The sequence below is a fragment of the Acinetobacter bohemicus ANC 3994 genome (genome assembly GCF_000367925.1).
In the GTDB taxonomy this organism is placed as follows: Bacteria; Pseudomonadota; Gammaproteobacteria; order Pseudomonadales; family Moraxellaceae; genus Acinetobacter; species Acinetobacter bohemicus.
This window is the reverse complement of record NZ_KB849176.1, coordinates 395852-419446: the sequence shown is the minus strand read 5'-3', so window position 1 is coordinate 419446 and position 23595 is coordinate 395852. Positions and strand designations below refer to the sequence as shown.

The window sequence follows — 23595 nt, the reverse complement described above, 5'->3', positions numbered from 1 at the left end:
TTTCTAAGCTGCCTACATGGCAGTGAACTAAAGACTGGCTAAAAGATTTAAATGCCCCGTGTTTCTAAGCTGCCTACATGGCAGTGAACTGTAATTTTATAGCAAAAAATAAAGTTATAACAGTGAGTTAATACTAAAAATCTATAAAAGACCCAAGTTTCAACCCACCCTTATAACTCATTGATTTTATTAAACTGTTAAAGAATGAAAAAATATTGGGTTAAAATTCAGGAACACTAGATTCCGAACTTAAACCATAAGTACTAAAAACCTGACTTTCAGATTGTTCAATACTTCGCTTTTCTATAAACAATTTAAAGCGTTTTTTATCTTGCTCATCTGATGTACTTAAACTCAACATTTGAATATATGGTAAATCTGTTGTTGTAACAACATTACTATAACGAGCCAAAGCCTCATCAAAGCCAATATCACCGCGTTTTACGCGATGGCGCGCCAAACGTTCCGCATTAGTTTTCACTTGCTTACGTTTATAGATGGCATAACTTTTTATATTCTCTGGAACTTCTCGAATAGAAGTGATATGAACATAATCAGTTAATCGATCTAACCATTTTTTAAGATCAAGTTTTTTCAAATCAGCTTCATTTTGAGCAAAAAGCCGAAGCTTTTTACCTAAATTTACTTTTGAATTTTTATCATTTTTCTCAAAGAGATATTGAGGAAAAGACACACCTATATTCACCTTATTATTTGTATCTTTTATTTCAGCCAAAGCAATATGCAACTGCGTATAGAGCTTTGACCAAATGAAATACGATGAAATCTCGGCTTGATCAATCAGCGTGATTTCTTGGTAATATTTCATATTTAGTCCTTAGCACTTTGACCGAATACACCACCACGGACTAAAACAGCCATGACATAGTGTTCCTGTTCAGCATTTTCTAATTTTTCACCCAAAGCATATTTATCAAAGAGTGTAAAAAAGTCTTTTTTCTCTTTTGGAGTACGGTACGCTTTGCCTAAATTCGTTACTGCACCATAGGGTTCAATTGCAATAGCCATTTGTTTATCTTCAAATTCTGGATACCACGTATCAATCGTACGTAGTGCATTTCCAACTTTTTGAGAGTGCATTGCCGCGACATCATTTACTTGATATAAAATTTTACTTTTATCGCCTTTACCTTTATCCAATACTAGTTCTTCACTTGGATAAACTTCCTGTGCTTTACCCACCAGAGCATAAGCTTCAATCTTTAAAAGTAAATATGGCAATTCACCCTTTAAAGCAGCAGCGATTTGGTCAGCTAATGCCTGAACTTGACTATCAACTGTATCAAAATCATGAAGTGAATATTCAAATGCATTAAATGTAATTGATGGTTGATCATTGGCTGTTACAACCACTTCAACTTTTTCAGCCCCGACACGGTTACGCCATAAAAAGCGACCATTCGCAATATTCAATGCATAGCGTTTTGCAAGTTCAGTAAAACCATATTGCTGAATATAGTCTTTTGCCACAGTTTCATAGGACTTAAAGAACGTTTCATTATTACAAGCAGATGGTTTTTCTACGCCACCCAACACTTTTAAGCTAAATGAAACTTTTAATGTGTCCTGACTTTCACCAAGTGAGCAAGCATCTACTTTTTGTAAATTGGCTTTTTCCACTTCCGCATTTAACTTCATTGGGTCGCCTGCTACAGCAGGTTTTAAACGGTTTGAAATCGTACCACGTACTGATTTTTCAATTAACTTCAATGCTGTTTGTTCAGCACGATTATCCCAACTTGTCCCATAAAAATACCCATCAGATGGGACTAATTTTTTTTCAAATGCTAAGACACTTGCAACTGCTTTTTCATTTTTAGCCATGAATTTTATTCCTTAATAAATGATTTAAATCGTTGTTGTTAAGTTTTGACAAAGGTATAAATTATTTTCTAAATCAACATGATATTGCCATAACAATTGATCCATACTTTCTATGCGATAAGGCATGATAAATTCACCCAAGGTAATCACACTTTCTGCAAAACGATGGGGTGTATTTGCATCACGCTGATTTTTTGCTTGCCCTAATTCAGAAATCCCCTGAAAGCCAACTGCAATTGGAACAAGCCAACCCGTGGTTTTTCGTTTAGACGACCATGTAACTTTGCCATCTTCATCTTGTGTAGAACGATGAGTAATTTTGAGATAATCAAGTACAGCATCCAGACCGTCTTTACCTTCATTCATACTTTCGATGACCAAGTCTCGACGCTCAATCAGCACATGACCCAGCATTAACCTTTTGGTGATTTTCGGTAATTCAGCCTCTAAATGTGCATCCTCATCAAAGCGAATAAATTCACAATGACGTGCAGACAAAACATCCCCGCTTGCAAACTTCATACTCAAAATTAACTTTTGTATATCTGCCAATAACTGTTTTTCTTCATCAGGGTCTAAATTTTGGCATTCAATTAACAGTGAAACTTCAAGGTGGCAACGTGCTTCTTCAATAAAAGCAGGTCGATTACCATCTTTATCAAGCGGATTGGCTGTTCCTACAATGGAATGAACAAAATCCCCTCGCCCCTTATACGTTTGTAAATCAAAGTGATGACAACTTATCGCAACTTTATCTAAAACAATATTTGTGTAACCTTGAGCCTGTAGTGTTCGTTGCAAGGCATGTATCGCACCAAGCCATGCTGTCATCGCAGGAAAGCCAATAGTATATGGGCTACTCATAGCATTGGCATTTTGAATTTTTAAATGTGGAATAAGTAAGAAGTTACGCATTAGAAAAACTCCTTCGTTTGTTGTAAAGATTTTTCAACACGTTGTTTGAGCTCTACCAATTCACCTGTTCCAAGCGTAAAAGAACCCTCAATAGACTTTTCATAACTTCGTAAAATCCAACGTGCAATTTCACGGCTCAATTCATCACGCCATTCATCATCTTGTTCACGTTCATTTTCATAAAAATCGTCCAGCCATACACGTTGTAATTTTGGCAAACTTGCATAGTAATCTTCGTTCGACCATCCTTCAGCATAGCTTTGTCTAATTTTAAATGCCTGAAACATCACTTGATCAATCACAAACTGAATGATGTTGCGAATCGCTGTACGAATATCAATATTATTCACATCCAACTGCATCAATTTATGCAATTGTAAAAAGCTGTCCTGAAAGTTTTTACGATATAAAGATTGAGCAAAAAAATCTGTCTTCGGTAACCGAATAGTACGTTTTTCAAACTGAGGTGGAGCACTAGATAATAAATACGCCCGTCCTGCATTTTGACTATTTAATACACTGACATTTTGTGGTTGTGTACCACCATAAGCCGTCACTGTTAAATCATAAATATCGGCATAACCCACTTTATCAAGTTCATTTTTTTTACGTCGATCTTTTGCCAGTTTTGTTGCATCTGAAAATCGTATTGCATCAATACTTTGCTTTAACTTGGTGATTAATCCCGATGGTGTAAGTAACGAAAGTAAATGGTAGTTTTTTTCACCAATTGGAAAATAAACCTGCTTGACTAAATGATCTGTTTTTACTGATGTATCATTGTCTTTGATCACGAGAAAAGCTAAGCGTAAAACATCAAAGTCCAGAGAGGAACGTTGAATGAATTGCTTTAAATCTTCATCCTGTTTTTCAAAGGCATCTAAAACAGTTTGCCCATTATCCAAATTAACTGACAAAAATTTGAAGACATCCATTGCCGCAGCATTACCAAAAACATCTAATGGATAATTCACATTGCCGCTACGTAAATATCCATCGACTGAATGCTTTGCCTGAACTATCACACTGGATGTTTTTGCACTAGGGTGACTAAATTTACTTGGATGGCTCACCATCGAAAGTTGACTGACTCGCTTAGCCGCATCAGGCAACCATTCTTGTAAACTAAACCGTTCATTGGCTTGCTGCTGTAATTCAGCAATTACCGTTTCATTTTCTGCCTTCTTTAACCGATCTTTGAGCCACAGCTCTTTTCGTTCATTTAAAAATGCTTCAATACTTGCTGTCATTATCTATTAATCCCCCTATTATTTATCTTTATTCAAAACGACTAAACCCAATTGCTCTGAATAAGTCAGCTTTTTGTTACTGTCATATTCAGGAAGCATTATTTCTCCGTAACGCTTTGATAATTTTTCTACTTCACTCTTAATATCTTCATTTTCTGAATCTTTTTCAATTGCCATACGACACAAAATGTCGCCATAATTTCGATTGAGCCAAAGTTTTTCTTTCTCTAAATCATTGAGTTCAACACAAGAAATATGATAAAAACCTGTCCGCTCAATATACTCACCGAAATCATCTTTCTCACAAAATATAAGCTTGTCATTTTTCCAAACGGCAAACAGTTGAATATTCGGTGAGCTTTGTCTAAAGGCATTAAAACGTTGTGGCAGCGCGGTTAAAAACCATTTTTGCGTGAGCCAACCATTTAACGGTTGTGCCCCAACTTTTGCATAAGCCGTTAAAGCATCTGCCATGACAGCATGTTCTAAATCAGCTAATTTTTTAGTCGGTTGCAATGGATAATTACGTTGTATGCGAGGAATTGCATTAATGCCTGATTCAATATTCTGGATATCTACCAATTCAGCAAAATTTTTGGTGTCTAATTTAAAATTCCCTTTCGCAGAATTAATTTCAAAACCGGGCTTTTCAAAAGCAACATCAGCTTTCCTTAAACCTTTTAAGTTATATTGCAGCAAAGCAATATTTGGCTTTTCAATATTCTGTTCTAATTTACGATGCCGAAGTACCCGCCCTGCCAGCTGAATAATCGAACGATATGAAGATGGCTCCACAATTGCCCAATCAAAATCATGATCTCGCCCAACTTCTTCAACAGGAGTCGCCACTAAAATAAAAATGACATTGTCTGCTTGGGTAGAATCTAAATGTTGCCGAATCATAAGGTTGGAAAATGCTTTGGGCTGTTCACCCATTTTTTCTTTACGTTTTAGCACTTCGTCTAAATGATGTTCCTGCTCACTGCGCAGTAATAAAACTTGTCGGCTATGGTATGCCATAATACGAGCAGCCACATCAGGCGACCATTCTGCATTAAGTAAATATTGGGTCAATGCGACACAAGGTGAAACATTGGCAACTCGAATCACCCCAAAGGAAACTTTCTTACCCGTCTTTTCATCAATCGTATGATGATCATGATGTAATTTTTCTACATGCTGTTGAATACGTCTAAAATATTCTGTCTGCACACTTTCATCTAATTGTTGCGTGTTTTTTTCTACCACTAAATCGGCACAATCAATCAGATATGCCTTATGTTTCACCACTTGTTCTAATAAAAATTTGGCACGAATTTGTACAAATTTTTCATGTGCATTTTCATAATCCAAAATAATATTGTGGTTATTCGCTAACGGAACCGTTTGTATTTGTGCTTTGAACTCATCGACCCACATGCTGACTACATCTGTATTTTTTAATTTTTTAAAAGCACAATACAGTTGCCATCCTTGCTGATAAGCATTGAAAAACCCTTCTACCAATGCAGGTGGAATGGTTGCAGATGAAATCATCACCTTACGTCCCAACATTCCTGTTAAATGAACTAATCGAGCAATCGCAATTAAATCTTGTCCATTAAAATCATCCACTTCATCAATGACTAAATCTGAAGACAACAACCTTAAACATGGCAAAATATATTTTCCACCACGTTTGGTTTCGGTAGCAGACATAATATGGTCAATGGTACAAGCCAAAACAGGCTTATATAAAAATGCTTTATTTCGTTCTGCCTGATTTTGTGGAAATAATGCATTCATAAAATCGGCTTGTGGCATCGACTCATAATCAAGTTCATTATCTAATAGTTGTTCTAAAGATTCAGAACCAATCTCGGCAAGATCGTTTTCTATTTCATCTTTCTTTTGCGTGTTTTTATGATGCAACTCTTGAACCGCTTTAGAACCAATCAGAACTGCAAGCTCATCATTACCCAAACCAATGTCATGACGATAAGAATCCCCTGTTTGTAGAGTTAAAGTCCTTAAACCTAAAGCGAGGATATAACGCAGTGAATCAGCATTCGGTGAAAGTGCCTGCATGATTTTGGCATTGGCAATGGTTTTACCTTTGCCTGTACTTGCCATATTGACAATAAACCAACCTTGCTTTTCAGTGCCTTCATTCTTTTGAATAAATTGCTGAATACTTTTGACTGCCTGATCTTGCCACTCAAAACCATCAGGACTTTTCTTTTTTAATTTCTGAATATCATAAGCAGGTTCCATGTCTTCTGCCAAACGGCTTAAAGATTGACTCACCAATAAAGCATTTTTACTCACATTGACCAAATGCTCATCTAAAAACTGTTTTGGCTGTTTGGTTTTTTGATCCGTGTTAGCAATTAATGTCAGCTTGGTTTTCCACGTTTTATCTGCATCACAAGATGAATAATAATGATCACCTAGCATCAAACATAAACGTGCATGATGCACAATCACCCGCCAACTACCATCCACAAATATTTGTTCAGTATGACTTAATTCTTGCAATAAACGTCCTGACCATTTTTTGATTTGTTTCGTCCATTCTGTAGATTGACTGAGTAAGCCTTGTTCAAACTCAAAACACTGTTTTAAACGTGACTTATAATCATTTTCATCAAATTTATTCTGATACCCCCAATCTGCACCAATACTTTTTAATAAACTTGGAAGTGTTTCTTTTGGGGTAGATGCATAAGCCTTTCGACGATCTTCTTCTTTTAAGTCAGGCAAACGGTGATGGGAAACAATTAACCATGAAACCAATTGCGCCCATAGGTGGCAATTGATCTAAAGCTTTGGACTGATCTAAATGCTGTGTAATGGTTTGTTTTAATGCATCTTCACTCCAACTCTGGTGAATTAATAAATTTAGCCATGCTCCATCATGTTTAACATCACCCGAATGTTGTACTAAGGCATTAAGTAATAAACATGAAATCCATTCGTGTCGCAGTGGATCACCCTTTTTACCATTCTTACTTTTTGGTTGTAGTTTTTCTTGGAATAAAACTGTTGCTTTGCCCCAGTCATGCAGTAAAGCAGAAACTGCTACCAATGCTTTGATTAGAGGCAAATAGTGCCAATCATTTTCCCATTTATTTTGTGCCAAACTTTTCTTTGTTGTATTCACAGGCACAATCCCCTGCATATTAAATTTATTCCGATTCCCCACAATCCACAGCAATTCACTTCGACGTCTGCCCCGAATCCAATGACAGCTTACCGCAGTGCTTTTCGTCACCGTTTTACGCAAGAGTTTTTTAACTGCAATTAAGCCATCTTCGGTAATCACCGTTTGCCATGTGTTATCGCCAATACGGTCAGCAAAAGCATCCAATACACGGCGCGTCCGAGCTAAAGCTTTCTTTTCACACTGGCTAACGAAAGTCACAATCATGCTTCATCTCCATTTTTAGAAGATAAAGCGGCTTCCTTCACCTGATCAAACATCCAATCTAAACATTTATGCTCCGTAAATTTTTGCAGTATTTGTTGGCGGAATTCTTGCTCAGTCATTTTTTCTTTCGCACAAATAAAGGCATACGGAAGTACCACAGCATCCTTAATCAAATCCGCCACATCAAACACCAAAGCACCACGGCGGGTTTTGCCATGCATTACGGCAAAACCGTGTGGAATGCCTAAAACCCAAAGTGTCGTCGCTGCCAATCCATAAGCTAAATAATTACCGTGATTGAGAAAATCATTGGCTAAATCACCCTGTTCACGATTGCGCTCAAAACTCATTTTGTTGCGTGTTGCAGCAATTTTATAAAGTTGTTTGGTCATGGCCGCTTCATGCAAAAGCAAATCACCGACTTTTGTGGTATTAGGAATTTTCTTTTCAAAACCATCCAGTGCAGTTTGAATATCCCGATCATCCAAATAAAAACCCTGTTCTTTTAAATCACGGTCTTTATCCCAAACTTTCCGTATAAAATCGATACGCGCATGTTGAAACTGCTTGGCAACCGCTAAACGTTTTTCATCATCAAACCAAAATTGCATCCAACCCTGCATATATTCTGTTGGTCGGTATTCACTTTTCGGTGTCATCCACTCAATTTCACTGCCCATAAAAAGTGGCGTTCCACCTCCACCACAAAAACCAACCAATACCCCTGCACTGGCGAGCATTCGCATCGCTGCCTGAGTAATCGACGTACCTGTACCGAGTAAAATAACCGTGGTATTGGCAATCGGGATATTCCAGTATTGGTTTTCATTTTTAGCTTCAGTTAAATACAGAACACGACCATCTTTCTGCATGACTCGTGCATGTTCGAGGTAATACACATTTGCGCGTTTAGAATGAAGAATAGCTTTTAAGTCTGATGGGTTAAGTTGTTCCATTTTTATATGTTTTATATTTTTAGATAGATGATTTAATATACATAAATTAGATGAATATTTTAAGTAAAATACAATACTTATAAAGTTTTTTATAATTTCATTTCAACTGTGCTGTTTATTTAATTTAACGTTACTTTCAAACCAAAAACATTCTAGATGCATCAATCATCATGACAATAAAAATTTTAAATATGAACTAAATGCAAACTTTATCCGTTGATGAAATTTACCCCAAAAACCTCATTGATCAACATCAAAAGATTTTTGGGGAAATATAGATTATTCACATATTAAAAAGTAATACGTTTATAACTGCGATACTCAGGTTTCCAATAATGATCTTCAATGGCTTTTGCTAAAGTTTCATTACTGACAATCGGTGCTACACCTGCCTGCATGGCCGCTTGTGCCACTTTTAACGCAATGATTTTTGAAACCTGCTGAATGGAATCAATGTCAGGCAACAAATCTGCATCAGGATCAATCAGTTTCGGTGAACAATCTGCAAGGGCATTGCTTGATGCCATTAACATGCTGTCGGTCACGCGTGTGGCGCCGGATGCAATCACCCCCAAACCAATACCCGGGAAAATATACGAGTTATTACACTGCGAAATGTTATAAATCTTGCCCTGATAATTGACTGGTGCAAAAGGACTACCCGTCGCAATTAAGGCCTTACCATCTGTCCATTGAATAATATCCGCAGGGACTGCTTCAACACGTGACGTCGGGTTAGATAATGGCAAAACAATCGGACGTTCACAGTTGGCAGCCAGTGTGCGGATCACCTCTTCTGTAAATAGACCCGGTTGACCCGAAACCCCAATCAACACGGTTGGTTTGGCATTCTTCACCACATCCAGTAAAGAAATAAGCTCTTCTGCATTGCCCCACTCAGCAATCACTTCAGGCTTTTGCGCTAGTTTTCTTTGGAAATCTAGTAGGTTTGGCTGGTTTTCAGTAATTAAGCCAAAACGGTCAACCATATAGACTCGAGCACGTGCCTCTACTTCCGTTAAGCCTTCGGCCATCATTTGAGCCACAATTTGTTCAGCAATACCACAACCTGCCGAACCTGCACCTAAAAAGGCAACGGTCTGATCTTTTAGTTGTTTGCCTGCGGCATGTGAGGCTGCAATTAAGCTACCCACTGAAACAGCTGCTGTGCCTTGAATATCATCATTAAAACAGCAAATTTTGTCGCGGTACTTATTCAGCAATGGCATGGCATTTTTTTGCGCAAAATCTTCAAACTGAATCAATGCATCTGGCCAGCGACGCTGAATCGCAGCAATCACATCGTCAACAAAATCATAATATTCATCACCACTAATGCGTGGCTGATTCCAGCCTAAATAAATGGGATCATTTAACAACTGCTGGTTATTGGTGCCGACATCTAAGGTGATCGGTAAAGTATACGCAGGGCTAATGCCGCCACAAGCGGTATACAGGGAAAGCTTACCAATCGGAATGCCCATGCCGCCGATGCCCTGATCGCCTAAACCTAAAATACGTTCGCCATCTGTAATCACAATCACTTTGACGTTTTTACGATTGACGTTATGCAAAATGTCCTCAATATGATCGCGATCAGGATAAGAGATGAAGATCCCGCGGTGACGGCGGTAAATATCCGAAAATTGCTGACATGCCTCACCCACCGTTGGGGTGTAAATAATCGGCATCATTTCACTTAAATGATTTTCAAGTAGATGATAAAACAGGGTTTCGTTGGTATCTTGAATATTACGCAAGTAAATATGTTTATTGATGGCATCGTTAAATGAGCAATATTGCTGATATGAACGATGACTTTGTTCCTCAATAGTTTCAATGACATGCGGAATTAGACCATGTAAATTAAATTTACTGCGCTCTTGTTCGGTAAACGCAGAGCCTTTATTTAACAACGGAAGTTCTAAAAGCGTATTTCCTGCATAAGGAATATATAAAGGTTGTTTAATCACCAAGTTATCTGTCGTCATTTCCTATCTCATTTCAAAGGTCATGAAGATGGTATACAGAAAAATGTATATCATATCTTCACAAGCGACTAGCTTAGCCCGATTTTACCGTGATGGTATATTTTTAAATTTGATACCAATACACAAACAATTTTTTAATATAATAAAGATAAAAAAATCTGCTTTTTCAATTCAATATATCTAGGTCAATAAAAAAACTGATGCTTTCGAATAAATTTTTGCGTTTATTTTAAGCTTTTTAATCGTCATTTAAAGCCGTGATAAATTTACTTACATACATTTCCAAAATTTATAATAATTGCACCACTGTAGTGCATTAAGTTTCTATGCTTAAAAATTGATTAATTGATAAAATTGTAAAATCATATTCAGCGACATTTTAGGCCTTTTTCTTATTTAGCATCCGCTGTGTTTATGAGCATCTTTTTTCATGTGTATAACCTATTTCATAAATTGCTTTATTTCATTTTAGTTCCTGCTTTTACACTAAAAAAATACCCAAGATATGTATCTTGGGTATCGCAGCCTATTTGAGCTGTTGAAACTGATTTAGAACTATTTAGACTTTTGCAGCCTTAAAGCATTAATCACCACAGATAATGAACTCAGTGACATGGCAACAGCAGCCAACATCGGGGTCAATAACAAACCTGTCAATGGATAGAAAATACCCGCTGCCACAGGCACACCTAAACCGTTATAAACAAATGAAAATGCCAAATTCTGTTTCATGTTTTTGACACCCAGTTTGGCCATGTGAATGGCATCCGCCACCCCACGAATATCACCTTTGACCAAAGTAATTTGTGCCGTCTGTTTGGCAATATCTGTTCCATTACCCATTGCAATCCCAATATTGGCTTGAGCAAGTGCAGGTGCATCATTGATACCATCGCCTGCCATGGCCACAATTTTACCTTGTGCTTGATATCTTTTCACAATGTCTAATTTTTCAGTCGGTGTACAGTTGCCGTAGACATGCTGAATACCCAGCTCTGCTGCCACTAATTTTGCATTTTGTTCGTGATCACCGGTTGCCATGACAACATCCACACCATCGGCAATCAATTGCGCAATCACTTGATGCGCATTGGGTTTAACTGCGTCATGAATCGAAATATAAGCCAAAACATCCTGCTCATTGGCCAAGAAACTAATCACATTGCCTTTGGCACGTTGTTGTTGCAACTGAGCCTGAACAGACTCTTTTAAGTTTAAACCCAATTGATCGAGTAGCTTTTGACTGCCGACATACAGCATTTGCTCACTGATCTGACCTCTTACGCCAAAGCCCGTGACATCTTCAAAATCATTAACTTTAAGCAGTTCAGTTGCCGCAACCAGTTTCGTCAAAGTCTGTGCAATAGGATGCGTCGAATACTGTTCAATAGATGCAATCCACTGTTCAGCCTGAGCTTGTGTCACCTGATCGGACAATAATTGAATTTCTTTTAGGCTTGGCTTGCCTTCAGTCAATGTTCCTGTTTTATCAATCACCAATGTATTGACTTTACTTAAAGCTTCAATCGCTTCGGCATCTTTAAACAGTACGCCTTTTTGTGCAGCTCGTCCCGTGGTTGCCATCACCGACATGGGTGTTGCCAAACCTAAAGCACACGGACAAGCAATAATCAGCACAGCCACGGCACACATCAGCGCCAAATCAAATTGCGCGCCACCAAAGACCATCCACGCAATAAACGTCAGTACACTAATGACCAGTACGGTAACCACAAAATATTTAGCAAACACATCGGCAAGTCGTTGTAACGGCGCTTTAGAACGCTGGGCTTCTGCCACCGTTTGAATCATTTTGGCTAGTGTGGTATTTGCACCTACTGCTGTGGTTTGAATACGAATACTGCCCTGCTGATTCACCGTTCCGCCAATGACTGAGTCACCTAACTCTTTTTTGACTGGGACTGGCTCACCCGTCATCATCGCTTCATCGACATAGGTTTTGCCTTCAACCACAATACCGTCTAGTGGAATTTGCTCACCCGATGAAATTTGCAGAATATCGCCTTGTTTCACCATGCCAATATCAACTTCGACCACTTGGTCGTTCTGCAACAGTTTTGCAGTATTAGATTGCAATCGCAGCAATGACTTTAATGAATCAGCTGTTTTGGCACGGGCTTTAAGTTCCATCATTTGCCCAAGCAAACTTAAAGAAACAATCATACAGGCCGCTTCAAAATACACCGCTACGCCATGACCTGTTTTGGCTTCCATCGGAATAAGAGAGGGAAAAACGGTCGCAACCACACTATAAATAAAGGCTGCTAACACCCCAACACCAATCAGACTCCACATGTTTAAGTTACGAGTTTTATAAGATGTCCAGCAGCGCTCAATAATGGGTTTACCCGCCCAAAGCACCACAGGAATAGAAAGCACCAATTCAATCCACGGTTGAATATGCTGTGGAATAAAGGCATGAATATGCGAACCCATGGCCAATACAAAAACAATTAAGGTCAAAGGCAACGTGATCCAAAAACGATGGCTAAAATCCACCAGTTCAGGGTTCGGTGCATCATCTAAAGTCGGTTGCATTGGCTCTAAAGCCATACCACAAATCGGGCAAGTCCCCGGGCCTTTTTGTACAATTTCAGGGTCCATCGGACAAGTATAATCCATATCCGCCGCACCTTCTGGTACAGGACGCTCATCCAGTGGAATTAAATAAAATTCAGGATCATGTTTAAATTTATCCAAACAAGCTGGATTACAGAAGTAATAGGTTTTGTCTTGATAATCCGTTTTTAAATCGGTTGATGTGTCTACCGACATGCTACAGACAGGATCTATTTCTGTTTGTCCTGAAGAATTTGCAGAATGACCACCCGCACAACACGATGACTGTTTTTTCGGTTCTGGTGGTGTTGAAGTACCACAGCATGAAGAGCTTTGAGTCTTTGAAACCACATATTGTTCAGGTGCGATATTAAACTTGTTTAAACAGCGTTCAGAACAAAAATAATAGTCTTTGCCTTGATAGGTACTGTGATATTGAGCATCAGTTTTAACCTGCATACCACAAACGGGATCAACCACCGTTTCAATGGATTGAACTGCTGTTTTCGGTTTACTTCCAGCACAACAGCCCGATGATTGCGCCACAGCTTGTTGATCTTGAGGCGCACAGCATGAAGTCGTTTTTTCTTCAGTTTTAGCTTTTGAAGCACAGCCACAACCGGTTTTTTTCGGTTCATTGACCGCAGCTGACAGCAGATATTGTTCAGGATCTAGCTCAAATTTATTTAAACAACCACTACAGCAGAAATAATAACGCTGCCCTTTATAGTCAATATTAGGTTTAGACAAATCGGTGACTTTCATCCCGCAAACAGGATCTACTTTGACCCATTCCAAACTCGATTGTTGTTTTGTACAGCAAGAAGATTTAGCTTGTTCACTCATCAGACTTACCCATTTAATTATTCAATTGTGCTAGCATAAAGTCTGTACCTAGGTACAGAGTCAAGTCATATTGAGGATACTTTTATGCTCACCATTGGAAAACTGGCTAAACAATGTCAGGTCAATGTCGAAACCATTCGTTATTATCAACGCATTGGCTTAATGCGCGTGCCTGAAACCACTCAAAGTTATCGTTATTATAATAGCCAAGATATTGAAACTTTAAGCTTTATTCAAAAGGCTAAAGATGCGGGTTTACAGCTCAGTGAAATTCAGGAGTTATTACAGCTACAACTTGAAGACCGCGAGCAAGTCCGCCATGTTATACAACAACGTCTGGACAAAATTGACCAACGGATTCAAGAACTCAATAGCTTAAAACAACGCCTTGCAACGTGGATTGATGAATGTAAAACAGCCAATAATAACTGCTGTCCAATATTGAAAGAACTTAAAAACAGTTAAACTTACACCCTTACTTTACACTTGATCTTTGCGTTTAGGACCAACGGCTTATGTCTATCGACTTAAAATCACTACGACAACAACTTAAAACCAAGCGCAAACAAGTCGATAAATTCCAACAACAATCTTCCTCCAGCCAAATCTTGCATCGCTTACGTCATTTTCCACAGCTACAACAGGCAAAACGTGTCGGTATTTATTTACATGCTTTTGGCGAAATTCAAACCCAGCACATGATTGAATATTGCTTCGCACAGCATAAACAAGTCTATTTACCCATGATTTGCAGCATGAATCAGCAATTGCACTGGGTCAAAATTTCAAAACAACAATATCGCAACAAACGCTTTTCACATCATCCTCTGGGCATGCAAGAACCGATGGCAAGCCGCGCAATGCATGTCTCAAAACTGGATGTACTGATCATGCCTTTACTGGCATGTGACGTTTACGGGACACGGATTGGAATGGGTGGCGGTTTTTATGATAAAACCCTTGCCAGTGCGCCAAACAAGCCTTTGCGCTTAGGCATTGCACATGACTTTCAACTGGTACAAGAGCGACTTCCGCGTCAGGTTTGGGATCAGCCACTCGATGTACTTATCACGCCCTTACACATGCGGTTGTTTAAACGCTAATTTGGCATTTTTGACTGTTGTTATAAGCATTAAATCAATTATTTAAGCATTTATCATACAATTTATGTGCAGCTCCCCTTGTAATTTTTGAAATACACATCACTATAAAAATATGGCAACACCATTGTTACTCATTAGGAGTGCCCATGTCTGAAATTATTATGAATCAAGAAACCTTAGAACCACAGGTTCCAAGCGTATTACCGCTTTTAGCGCTACGAGATGTGGTGGTTTATCCACACATGCAAATTGCGTTATTTGTAGGTCGTGAAAAATCGATCAAAGCAGTTGACGTGGCTCGTAACAGTGACAATCTCGTATTTGTTGTTGCGCAACAAGATTCGCTTACAGAAGAAATTGATCACGACAACCTATATCAATACGGTACTGTCGCAAAGATTGTGCAAGTTGTGAATCATGAAAATGATGAAAACTGTATCAAAGTATTAATTGAGGGATTACATCGTTCTAAACTGGTAAAAATCATCGACAATGATGAATATTTATCGGCTGAACATGCAATTAGCCCAATGACAGTCAACATTAAAGCTGAATCTCAAGAAACACGTGTACAAGAACTGCGCACTTTATTTGCACAATATGCAGAAGCAAAATTACGTAATGCACGTGAATTGATTACTGCTGCCAATAAAATTGATGATTTATTGCAACTGGTGTTCTTTGTCGCAACCCGTGTGCCTTTAAACATTGATATCAAACAAAAGTTCTTAGAACACGATGATTTTGAAGCTCACTTACAAGAGTTAATGACTTATCTGTTGCAGCAATCTGAAGAACAACAGATTGAGCAAACCTTGCATGACTCGGTAAAACGTCAGATGGAAAAAAACCAACGCGAATACTTCCTCAATGAAAAGATGAAGGTCATTCAGCGCGAACTTTCCGACATGAATGGCGGTGCTGAAGATGATGTTGCAGAAATTGAACGTCGTCTTGAAGAAGCAGATTTACCTGAACATGTGCGTAAAAAAGCAGAGTCAGAATTCCGTAAGCTGAAAGCAATGCAACCTGCTTCAAGTGAAGCTGCTGTTGTTCGCAACTATATCGAAGCCATTTTAGATACTCCGTGGAACAAAGCCAGCAAAGTGAGTATTAACTTGGCAAAAGCACAGGAAATTCTAGATGCAGACCATTATGGTCTAGATGAAGTTAAAGAACGCATTGTTGAATACTTAGCCGTTCAATCACGTGTGAAAAAACTCAAAGGGCCTATCCTGTGCTTAGTTGGACCTCCAGGGGTGGGTAAAACGTCACTCGGTGAATCGGTTGCCAAAGCCACAGGTCGTGAATTTGTCCGCATGGCTTTAGGCGGCGTGCGTGATGAAGCGGAAATCCGTGGTCACCGTCGTACTTATATTGGTGCGATGCCGGGCAAAATTGTGCAATCTTTAACCAAAGTCGGTGTGAAGAATCCATTGTTCTTGCTCGATGAAATTGACAAGATGGCGCAGGATTACCGCGGCGACCCTGCTTCTGCATTGCTTGAAGTACTGGATCCATCGCAAAACAGCAAGTTTAACGATCACTATTTAGATCTTGATCTTGACCTGTCTGAAGTGATGTTTATCTGTACTGCAAACAGCATGAATATTCCAGAAGCGTTGCTTGACCGTATGGAAGTGATTCGTCTTCCAGGTTATACCGAAGAAGAAAAAGTTAATATTGCAGACCGTTATCTTGTGCCTAAAGCAATTAAGGACAATGGTTTACGCGGCAAAGAATTGACTATTCATGAAGAAGCGATTCGTGACATCGTGCGTCGTTATACACGCGAAGCCGGTGTACGTAGCCTTGAACGTGAAGTCTCAAAAATTGCCCGTAAAGTTGTAAAAGAAGCGGTCAGCAAAAAAGCCAAAAACTTGCATATCGATATCACTGCGGAAAACCTATCCGATTATCTAGGCGTACATAAGTTCGACTATGGTATGGCAGAAGAAGAAGCAGAAGTTGGTCGTGTCAATGGTTTAGCTTGGACTTCTGTCGGTGGTGAATTACTGTCGATTGAAGTGGCAGCAGTAAAAGGTAAAGGTAAATTCATCACAACGGGTTCACTCGGCGATGTCATGAAAGAATCGATTACCGCTGCAATGACGGTGGTACGTACTCGTGCAGATGCACTGGGTATTGAAGCTGCACGATTTGAAGAAACCGATATTCACGTGCATTTACCAGAAGGTGCAACACCGAAAGATGGTCCATCTGCTGGTTTGGCATTAACCACAGCTTTGGTTTCTGCCTTCACAGGAATTCCTGTTCGTGCTGATATTGCAATGACAGGTGAAACCAATTTAGGTGGTCGTGCCATGCGTATTGGTGGCTTAAAAGAGAAACTGCTTGCAGCACACCGTGGCGGCATTAAATTAGTCTTTATTCCACAAGAAAATGTACGTGATCTGGTGGAAATTCCAGACAATGTCAAAGCTGGTTTAGAAATTAAAGCGGTGAAAAGTATCGATGATATCTTGCCATTGGCTTTAACCGAAATGCCAAAACCTTTGCCTAAAAATCCGATTGTAAAACCGGCTGCTGAAAGCAAAGCTGCACGTCATTAATGGTAATTTGATACAAAAAAGAGAGCTTCGGCTCTCTTTTTTTATGCGCTTAGTTTGCTATATTAGAAATATATAGCAAACTTGAAAAACCAAGTGCTTGACCTCATTTCTTTATTATAGAAACACAAATATAGAAATACAGATGCGCTGTAAGCTTCTATTTTAGCTGTTATGTGAATGGTCATCTACATCTCCAGGTAGATGATCTTTTGATCGCAGTCCAATTTTTCTTAGTGGACTGCGTTTTTTATTAAACTTCTTTTATAAATCATTTTTTAATCAATACAAGTAATTCGTAAAGCCAAAAGTAAATTTTAGCAGATATTAGATTCATGAGTGTGGCATGGATGCCACACGTTTCCCATCACGACAGGGATGTAGTGTATGGGAAACAAAAGGTTTTTGCCTACTTTTGACCTTTCAAAAGTAGGGATAATGCCTACGCAAAGGCATAAAAATTGAATCAATAAAATGAGGCAGTGCTGATTTTAAACAATCCAATATTGAAATTTTTTTGATTTATGCAAGTTATCTATTGCCCAGATGGCATCATTAAATTATTCACTAACCCATCAATTACATTGGCCATTTTTCCAATATTCAGCGTTTTTAAAGTATCTTTTTCAGTGTGATAATTCTTATTTCGAAAAAAAGCGGTATCGGTAATCATCACTGCTGGAATATCAAACTTCCAATAATTAAGATGATCTGAGAACTCCATTCCTGACACAAAAGACGGTGCAACCAATCTTTGACACTCTAAACGGTTCAGTGTTCGCATTTCTTCACAGTATTTCGCGCCCAAATCATAAGACTGTACATTGCTCACTGCAGCAATATAATTCGCATGATTCGGATACACCCATTTCAAACCGACTGGATAGTCTTGCACCAATTTTTCATCAAAGTAACCAATCATATCTAAAATATATACACCTTGAATTTGATCCTTTTGTGTTTGCACCGATTTAGCATGAATATAACTGCCCATCTGCTCGGTTTTGAAAAATGGTGGTTCTTGTAAGGTATAAAATACAAATTCTATATTTTGCGTGAGTTGGGATTTCTGTTGCGCAAGAATACGTGCGGTCTCAATCACTCCCGCTACACCCGAAGCATTATCATCAGCACCCTGCTGTTCGCCAAAGACATCGTAGTGCGCACCAACAATCACTTTATCCGCATGACCCGCATTTAAAGTACACACCACATTGCGATAACCTAAACTATTGACCGAATAGTTTTGATATTGACATGGAATACCAAACAAGCGCATTTGTTCTTTAATCCATGCAGAAACACGCTGTAATTCTTCTATATTTTTATAATTACGATAGCTGTCATTGCCAATAATTTGTTCCAAATAGACTTTTAAATTATTCGTGCTCGCTGCCGTCATGTTAGGTGCTGCCCATGTTGAAGCAGTGAAAAAAATAGAGAAAAGAAATGTGCCCAAGCATAAGCCTATATTTTGATTTTTTTTTGCTCTCATTTATTCTTCATCCATGTTTTTTATTTATATTTACTCCATTATTCATGATTAAAACAGCATCACATACTAACTTTCAATTTCAATTTGTTGCTCAAAATAAGTAAAAACTATTTTAGTGCTTATAATAGTGCAGACTCTCAAACCATCGAATCTTATGAAAATCCGTATTATTACCATCGGTCAAAAAATGCCTGCTTGGGTACTCACTGGTTTTGAAGATTACTTCAAGCGTATCCAACCTTTTGTGCAAACTCAAATTATTGAATTACCCATGGCCAAACGCGGGAAAAATGATTCTGAAGCCGATATCTTAAAATATCGTCAAATTGAAGGTGACAGCATTTTAAATGCAGTAAAGCAGAATGAAATCCTGATTGCACTTGAAGTGGGTGGCAAAGAATTTAGCACTGAAAAACTGGCTGCAACCATGAAAGAATGGATGCTTGAAGGCAATGATGTGGTGTTAGCCATTGGCGGACCAGATGGTCACTCGGAAGCAGTGCGTAAAGCAGCTGCATGGCACTGGTCGTTGTCTAAGCTCACTTTGCCTCACCCTATGGTTCGAGTGATGCTGATCGAGCAGTTATACCGCGCAATGACCATCAATCACAATCATCCTTATCATCGGGCGGGTTAAATGCACCTGCTGAATCCTTCCTTGAATTTTTATCAAACTGAAATTATGGTAAAGACCATCGAACAATTTTGATAAAAATGAGTAAGACTATTTTTACTGTTCTGTTTATGCAACGACCTGTTGAAATAAACTCTATTTCGTCTATAGGGTAATTTTGGCATCATTGTTTTAGTCAATATGATTTGAATTAGGCGCATCATCATGAATTTACAAACTTTACCCGGTTTATTTATTTCACATGGCTCTCCCATGCTTGCGCTTAATCCAGAACAAGTGGGTCCTGCATTACATCGGCTCAGCCTGAATCTGCCTAAACCGCAAGCCATTATTGTCATGTCTGCACACTGGGAAAGTAACTCACTTGAAGTAAGCACCAGTGTACGGGCCGAAACTTGGCATGATTTCCGTGGTTTTCCCGCTGAACTTTATGACATCCGTTACCCTGCACCGGGTCAACCAGAACTTGCTGAAGAAATTTTGAATCTTTTAGCAAATGCAGGTTTAGCGGCTCATGCCAATAGTACCCGTCCGCGTGATCATGGCGTGTGGATGCCCCTGCTGCATATGTATCCTGATGCAGATATTCCTGTGGTGGAAATTTCACTACCGATGAACTGGCCTGCTGAAGATCTTTATAAAATTGGTCAGACACTTGCCCCACTACGTGAAAAACAAGTGTTAATTATTGGTTCGGGTAGTATCACTCATAACTTAGCTGAGTTAGCTTGGCGTGGTGAACCGACCGAAGTCCCGGTATGGGCATCCAGTTTCCGTAATTATGTCGTGAGTAAACTTGCTCATCAAAATTATGATGCTGTGCTGGATTGGCAAACGATTCCCTATGTACAACGCAATCATCCAACCTTAGAACACTTTGCCCCACTGTTCTTTGCAATGGGAACAGGTCATCGCTTCAACATTGTCCATAGTAGTTTTAGTATGGGTTCACTGGGTATGGATATCTATCGTTTTGATTGATTCATAACTTTTTATCAACAATCAACAAAATAATAGTTATGGATACATTTTGAAACTTAATTCCTCAAAATGTATCCATTTTTTTTGACCTTGAATAGGCTATGCTTCTAAAAATCTTTCAAAACCAAGTACTTTTAAAATGAAACTCAAATTTTTAGCGATTGCCCTTTTTCCATTAACGCTTGCAGCTTGTCAATCTAGCGATATACAAAAAGTTGGAGATTTAGCCGTGTCTATGGTTCAACAACAAAATGCGGATAAAACACTCGCGGACTACCAATGGTCTTATCAACCACAAGGCACAGATAAACCACTTGTATTGAATTTCAATGATCAACAACGTTTAAGTATTGCAACGGGTTGTAATACTCAAGGTACATCGTGGAAAATTGAAAAAGGTCAAATTGTCACTGCTGATTTGATGTCAACCATGATGGCTTGTTCACCAGAATTGATGAAACAAGAACAGTTCTCCAGCTCACTTTTTGCTAAACGTACTATTCCCTTTGTCTTAAATACACAAGATGTAAATAAACCAACATTAACGCTGATTGATGCAACAGGTCAAAAAGTTGTATTCGAAGGCAAAATGACCCCAGAAACACAATATCAAACGCAAGCTGAAACTATTTTTCTTGAAATTGCCCCAGAAACAAAAAAATGTACAGGTGTAGCACCACAAACCTGTTTACAAGTACGTGAAATTAAATACGCAGAAAACGGTGTTAAAACTCAGGTCGATAAAGACTGGACGTTGTTTTACAACCATATTGAAGGTTTTGAACATAATCCCAATGAGCGCCAAATCATTCGCGTAAAACGTTATGAAATTAAGAACCCTGCCGCAGATCAGTCTAAATATGCCTATGTACATGACATGACGATTGAACGCGCAACCGTAAAATAAGCGGTTTATTTCAGTCATAAAAAACCACCATTATTGGTAATGCCAGTCAGTTAAGAAATTGACTGGCTTTTTATTTTAAATTCATGATCTTATTCGATACGCGGAAACGTCAGCCGCAACTGTTCGAGGCAAGACTACTTTGGAAAAGCACAGTTTCTGCGATTTATTAATTAATAAAAGATATTTGGCGAGTTTTGCGGTGAGGCGCATTGCGCCGCAAGATGCCTTTCTTGCGAACTCAAAATATATTTTGAGTTTCTCATTTGGGCTTATCCAAAGTAATAGATGAGCTCCAAGTATTTGATTTAAAAATATAAGACTCCGTTGTGAAGAACTAAAAAGTTAAGGAGTTTATTACAAAACTCCTTAACTGACTGGCATTAATACCAAAGCATCAGTTTTTTAGTATTCAAGAAAGTAAAATCATATACCAATTTTTAAAATTAAATGCTCATCTTTCATCAACTAAAATCCCTCCCAACCTCCCTTTGAAAAAGGGAGGAGTGACACAAATTCAAATACTGATCTGATTCATGATATTCCCCTCTTTAATAAAGATGAGAAGCATTGCTTCGCAAGAGGGGAGATTTTTAGGATATTGAGATATTGATGAAAATTGGTATTAGAATACGCCTTGAGCCAACATTGCATCTGCAACTTTTACAAAGCCTGCAATGTTCGCACCATCAACATAGTTCACAGTACCATTTTCTTTAGTACCGTATTTAACACAGTTACGGTGAATTTCTTTCATGATCGCGTGTAAACGCTCATCCACTTCTTCGAAAGTCCAACCTAAACGAATCGCATTTTGCGACATTTCAAGACCAGAAGTCGCAACGCCACCCGCATTTGATGCTTTACCCGGCGCATACAGAATTTTGGCTTCAATGAATTTTTCAACAGCATCTAAAGTCGATGGCATGTTGGCACCTTCAGCAACACAAATCACACCATTTGCAATCAATGCAAGCGCATCTTCACCCGTCAATTCATTTTGAGTTGCACATGGCAGCGCGATATCACATTTGATTGACCAAGGGCGTTTACCTTCAAGATACTCAAAGCCATGTTTAGACGCGAATTCAGAAATACGACCACGCTTAACGTTTTTAAGCTCCATCACTTCAGCCAATAATTCATCGGTAAAGCCGTCTTTCACATACACAGTACCCGCAGAGTCTGAAAGTGAAACCACTTTAGCACCTAGGAACATCGCTTTTTCAGCAGCAAATTGTGCAACATTGCCTGAACCTGAAATAGTCACCACTTTATCTTGGAAGCAATTACCCTTAGTTTTCAGCATTTCTTCAGCAAAATACACCGTGCCATAACCCGTTGCTTCTGGACGAGCCAATGAACCACCGAATGACAAACCTTTACCTGTAAATACAGATGAAGTGTCATTACTGAGTTTTTTCATCATCCCAGCCATATAGCCGACTTCACGACCACCTACACCGATATCGCCCGCAGGAATATCCGTATTTGAACCAAGGTGACGGTACAATTCAATCATTAATGCTTGGCAGAAACGCATAATTTCGCCTTCAGACTTACCTTTAGGATCAAAGTCTGAACCGCCTTTACCGCCACCCATAGGAAGTGTCGTTAAGGCATTTTTAAATGTTTGTTCAAAACCTAAAAATTTAAGAATTGAAAGGTTCACCGATGGGTGGAAACGCATGCCACCTTTGAACGGGCCAATTGCTGAATTGTACTGTACACGGAAAGCACGATTCACATGGGTTTGACCTTTGTCATCCACCCAAGAAACACGGAATTGAATCGCACGTTCTGGCTCAACCAAGCGTTCAAGTAAACCGTGGTCAGCATACTGTGGGTTCTTTTCAATGAATGGCCAAAGGCTAGTCATGACTTCTTCTACAGCTTGTAGAAACTCGGGTTGATGTGCATCACGTGATTTAACGTACTCTAGGAAGTCGTTAAGACTGTTATATTTCAACACTTAATCCTCAGCAGAAAGATGGATCAAAATTGATCAAATTTTAAAAAAGTGATAATTTTTGGCGCAAAATATTAAATATCTTTTGCAACCAATCCACAATAGTTATTTTAAAAAAATTAAAAAAAGTTTTAATAACATATATTT

General features: G+C 38.8%; 15 protein-coding genes and 1 pseudogene. 6 read left to right on the top strand and 10 right to left on the bottom strand.

Annotated features, from left to right (window positions below; translation table 11 throughout):
- Positions 1-220: 220 nt before the first annotated feature.
- The 8 genes and pseudogenes from cas6f to F994_RS14720 all read right to left on the bottom strand — a co-directional run bounded on the left by cas6f (position 221) and on the right by F994_RS14720 (position 13792).
- The gene (gene cas6f / locus F994_RS14755; protein WP_004651374.1) at positions 221-829 is read right to left on the bottom strand and encodes a type I-F CRISPR-associated endoribonuclease Cas6/Csy4; all 609 of its coding nucleotides are present in this window, start codon (positions 827-829) and stop codon (positions 221-223) included.
- A gap of 2 nt (positions 830-831) precedes the next feature.
- Positions 832-1845, bottom strand: coding sequence for a type I-F CRISPR-associated protein Csy3 (gene csy3 / locus F994_RS14750; RefSeq protein WP_004651373.1), 1014 nt, complete (start codon positions 1843-1845; stop codon positions 832-834).
- A 24-nt stretch (positions 1846-1869) separates the two neighbouring features.
- Positions 1870-2760: a type I-F CRISPR-associated protein Csy2 gene (gene csy2 / locus F994_RS14745; RefSeq protein WP_004651372.1), complete on the bottom strand. Its 891-nt coding sequence runs from the start codon at positions 2758-2760 to the stop codon at positions 1870-1872.
- Entirely contained in the window at positions 2760-4010 is a 1251-nt protein-coding gene (gene csy1 / locus F994_RS14740; protein ID WP_004651370.1) for a type I-F CRISPR-associated protein Csy1, read from the bottom strand. The genes csy2 and csy1 overlap by 1 nt, the downstream gene beginning before the upstream one ends.
- 18 nt (positions 4011-4028) lie before the next feature.
- Positions 4029-7419, bottom strand: a pseudogene (gene cas3f, locus F994_RS14735) (type I-F CRISPR-associated helicase Cas3f).
- Complete coding sequence (gene cas1f, locus F994_RS14730) at positions 7416-8375, bottom strand: type I-F CRISPR-associated endonuclease Cas1f (RefSeq protein ID WP_004651367.1); 960 nt, start codon at positions 8373-8375, stop codon at positions 7416-7418. Before cas1f ends, cas3f begins: the two are co-directional and overlap by 4 nt.
- 290 nt (positions 8376-8665) lie before the next feature.
- Positions 8666-10366, bottom strand: a complete 1701-nt coding sequence (locus F994_RS14725) for an NAD-dependent malic enzyme (protein WP_004651366.1) — start codon at positions 10364-10366, stop codon at positions 8666-8668.
- A gap of 555 nt (positions 10367-10921) precedes the next feature.
- Positions 10922-13792 (bottom strand): heavy metal translocating P-type ATPase, encoded by a 2871-nt coding sequence (locus F994_RS14720; RefSeq protein WP_004651365.1) that lies wholly within the window; start codon positions 13790-13792, stop codon positions 10922-10924.
- A gap of 84 nt (positions 13793-13876) precedes the next feature.
- Here F994_RS14720 and F994_RS14715 point away from each other — a divergent pair, with 84 nt between their 5' ends.
- The 3 genes from F994_RS14715 (at position 13877) to lon (ending at position 17468) form a co-directional block, all read left to right on the top strand.
- Positions 13877-14257, top strand: coding sequence for a MerR family transcriptional regulator (locus F994_RS14715; RefSeq protein WP_004651364.1), 381 nt, complete (start codon positions 13877-13879; stop codon positions 14255-14257).
- 50 nt (positions 14258-14307) lie between these two features.
- Entirely contained in the window at positions 14308-14895 is a 588-nt protein-coding gene (locus tag F994_RS14710; RefSeq protein WP_004651363.1) for a 5-formyltetrahydrofolate cyclo-ligase, read from the top strand.
- A gap of 146 nt (positions 14896-15041) precedes the next feature.
- The gene (gene lon, locus F994_RS14705) at positions 15042-17468 is read left to right on the top strand and encodes an endopeptidase La (protein ID WP_004651362.1); all 2427 of its coding nucleotides are present in this window, start codon (positions 15042-15044) and stop codon (positions 17466-17468) included.
- Between the two features lie 532 nt (positions 17469-18000).
- Here the strand turns inward: lon and F994_RS14700 are convergent.
- Positions 18001-18960 (bottom strand): M28 family peptidase, encoded by a 960-nt coding sequence (locus F994_RS14700; protein ID WP_004651361.1) that lies wholly within the window; start codon positions 18958-18960, stop codon positions 18001-18003.
- Positions 18961-19114: 154 nt separating this feature from the next.
- Between F994_RS14700 and rlmH the strand changes: the two genes are divergently transcribed.
- From rlmH to F994_RS14685, 3 genes are all read left to right on the top strand, one after another.
- Entirely contained in the window at positions 19115-19597 is a 483-nt protein-coding gene (rlmH, locus tag F994_RS14695; RefSeq protein WP_004651360.1) for a 23S rRNA (pseudouridine(1915)-N(3))-methyltransferase RlmH, read from the top strand.
- Between the two features lie 201 nt (positions 19598-19798).
- Positions 19799-20575, top strand: coding sequence for a dioxygenase family protein (locus F994_RS14690; RefSeq protein WP_004651358.1), 777 nt, complete (start codon positions 19799-19801; stop codon positions 20573-20575).
- 139 nt (positions 20576-20714) lie between these two features.
- Positions 20715-21482: an META and DUF4377 domain-containing protein gene (locus tag F994_RS14685; protein ID WP_004651357.1), complete on the top strand. Its 768-nt coding sequence runs from the start codon at positions 20715-20717 to the stop codon at positions 21480-21482.
- Positions 21483-22104: 622 nt separating this feature from the next.
- On the opposite strand, the gene gdhA is transcribed toward F994_RS14685, so the two are convergent.
- Complete coding sequence (gdhA, locus tag F994_RS14680; protein ID WP_004651356.1) at positions 22105-23451, bottom strand: NADP-specific glutamate dehydrogenase; 1347 nt, start codon at positions 23449-23451, stop codon at positions 22105-22107.
- Positions 23452-23595: the final 144 nt, after the last annotated feature.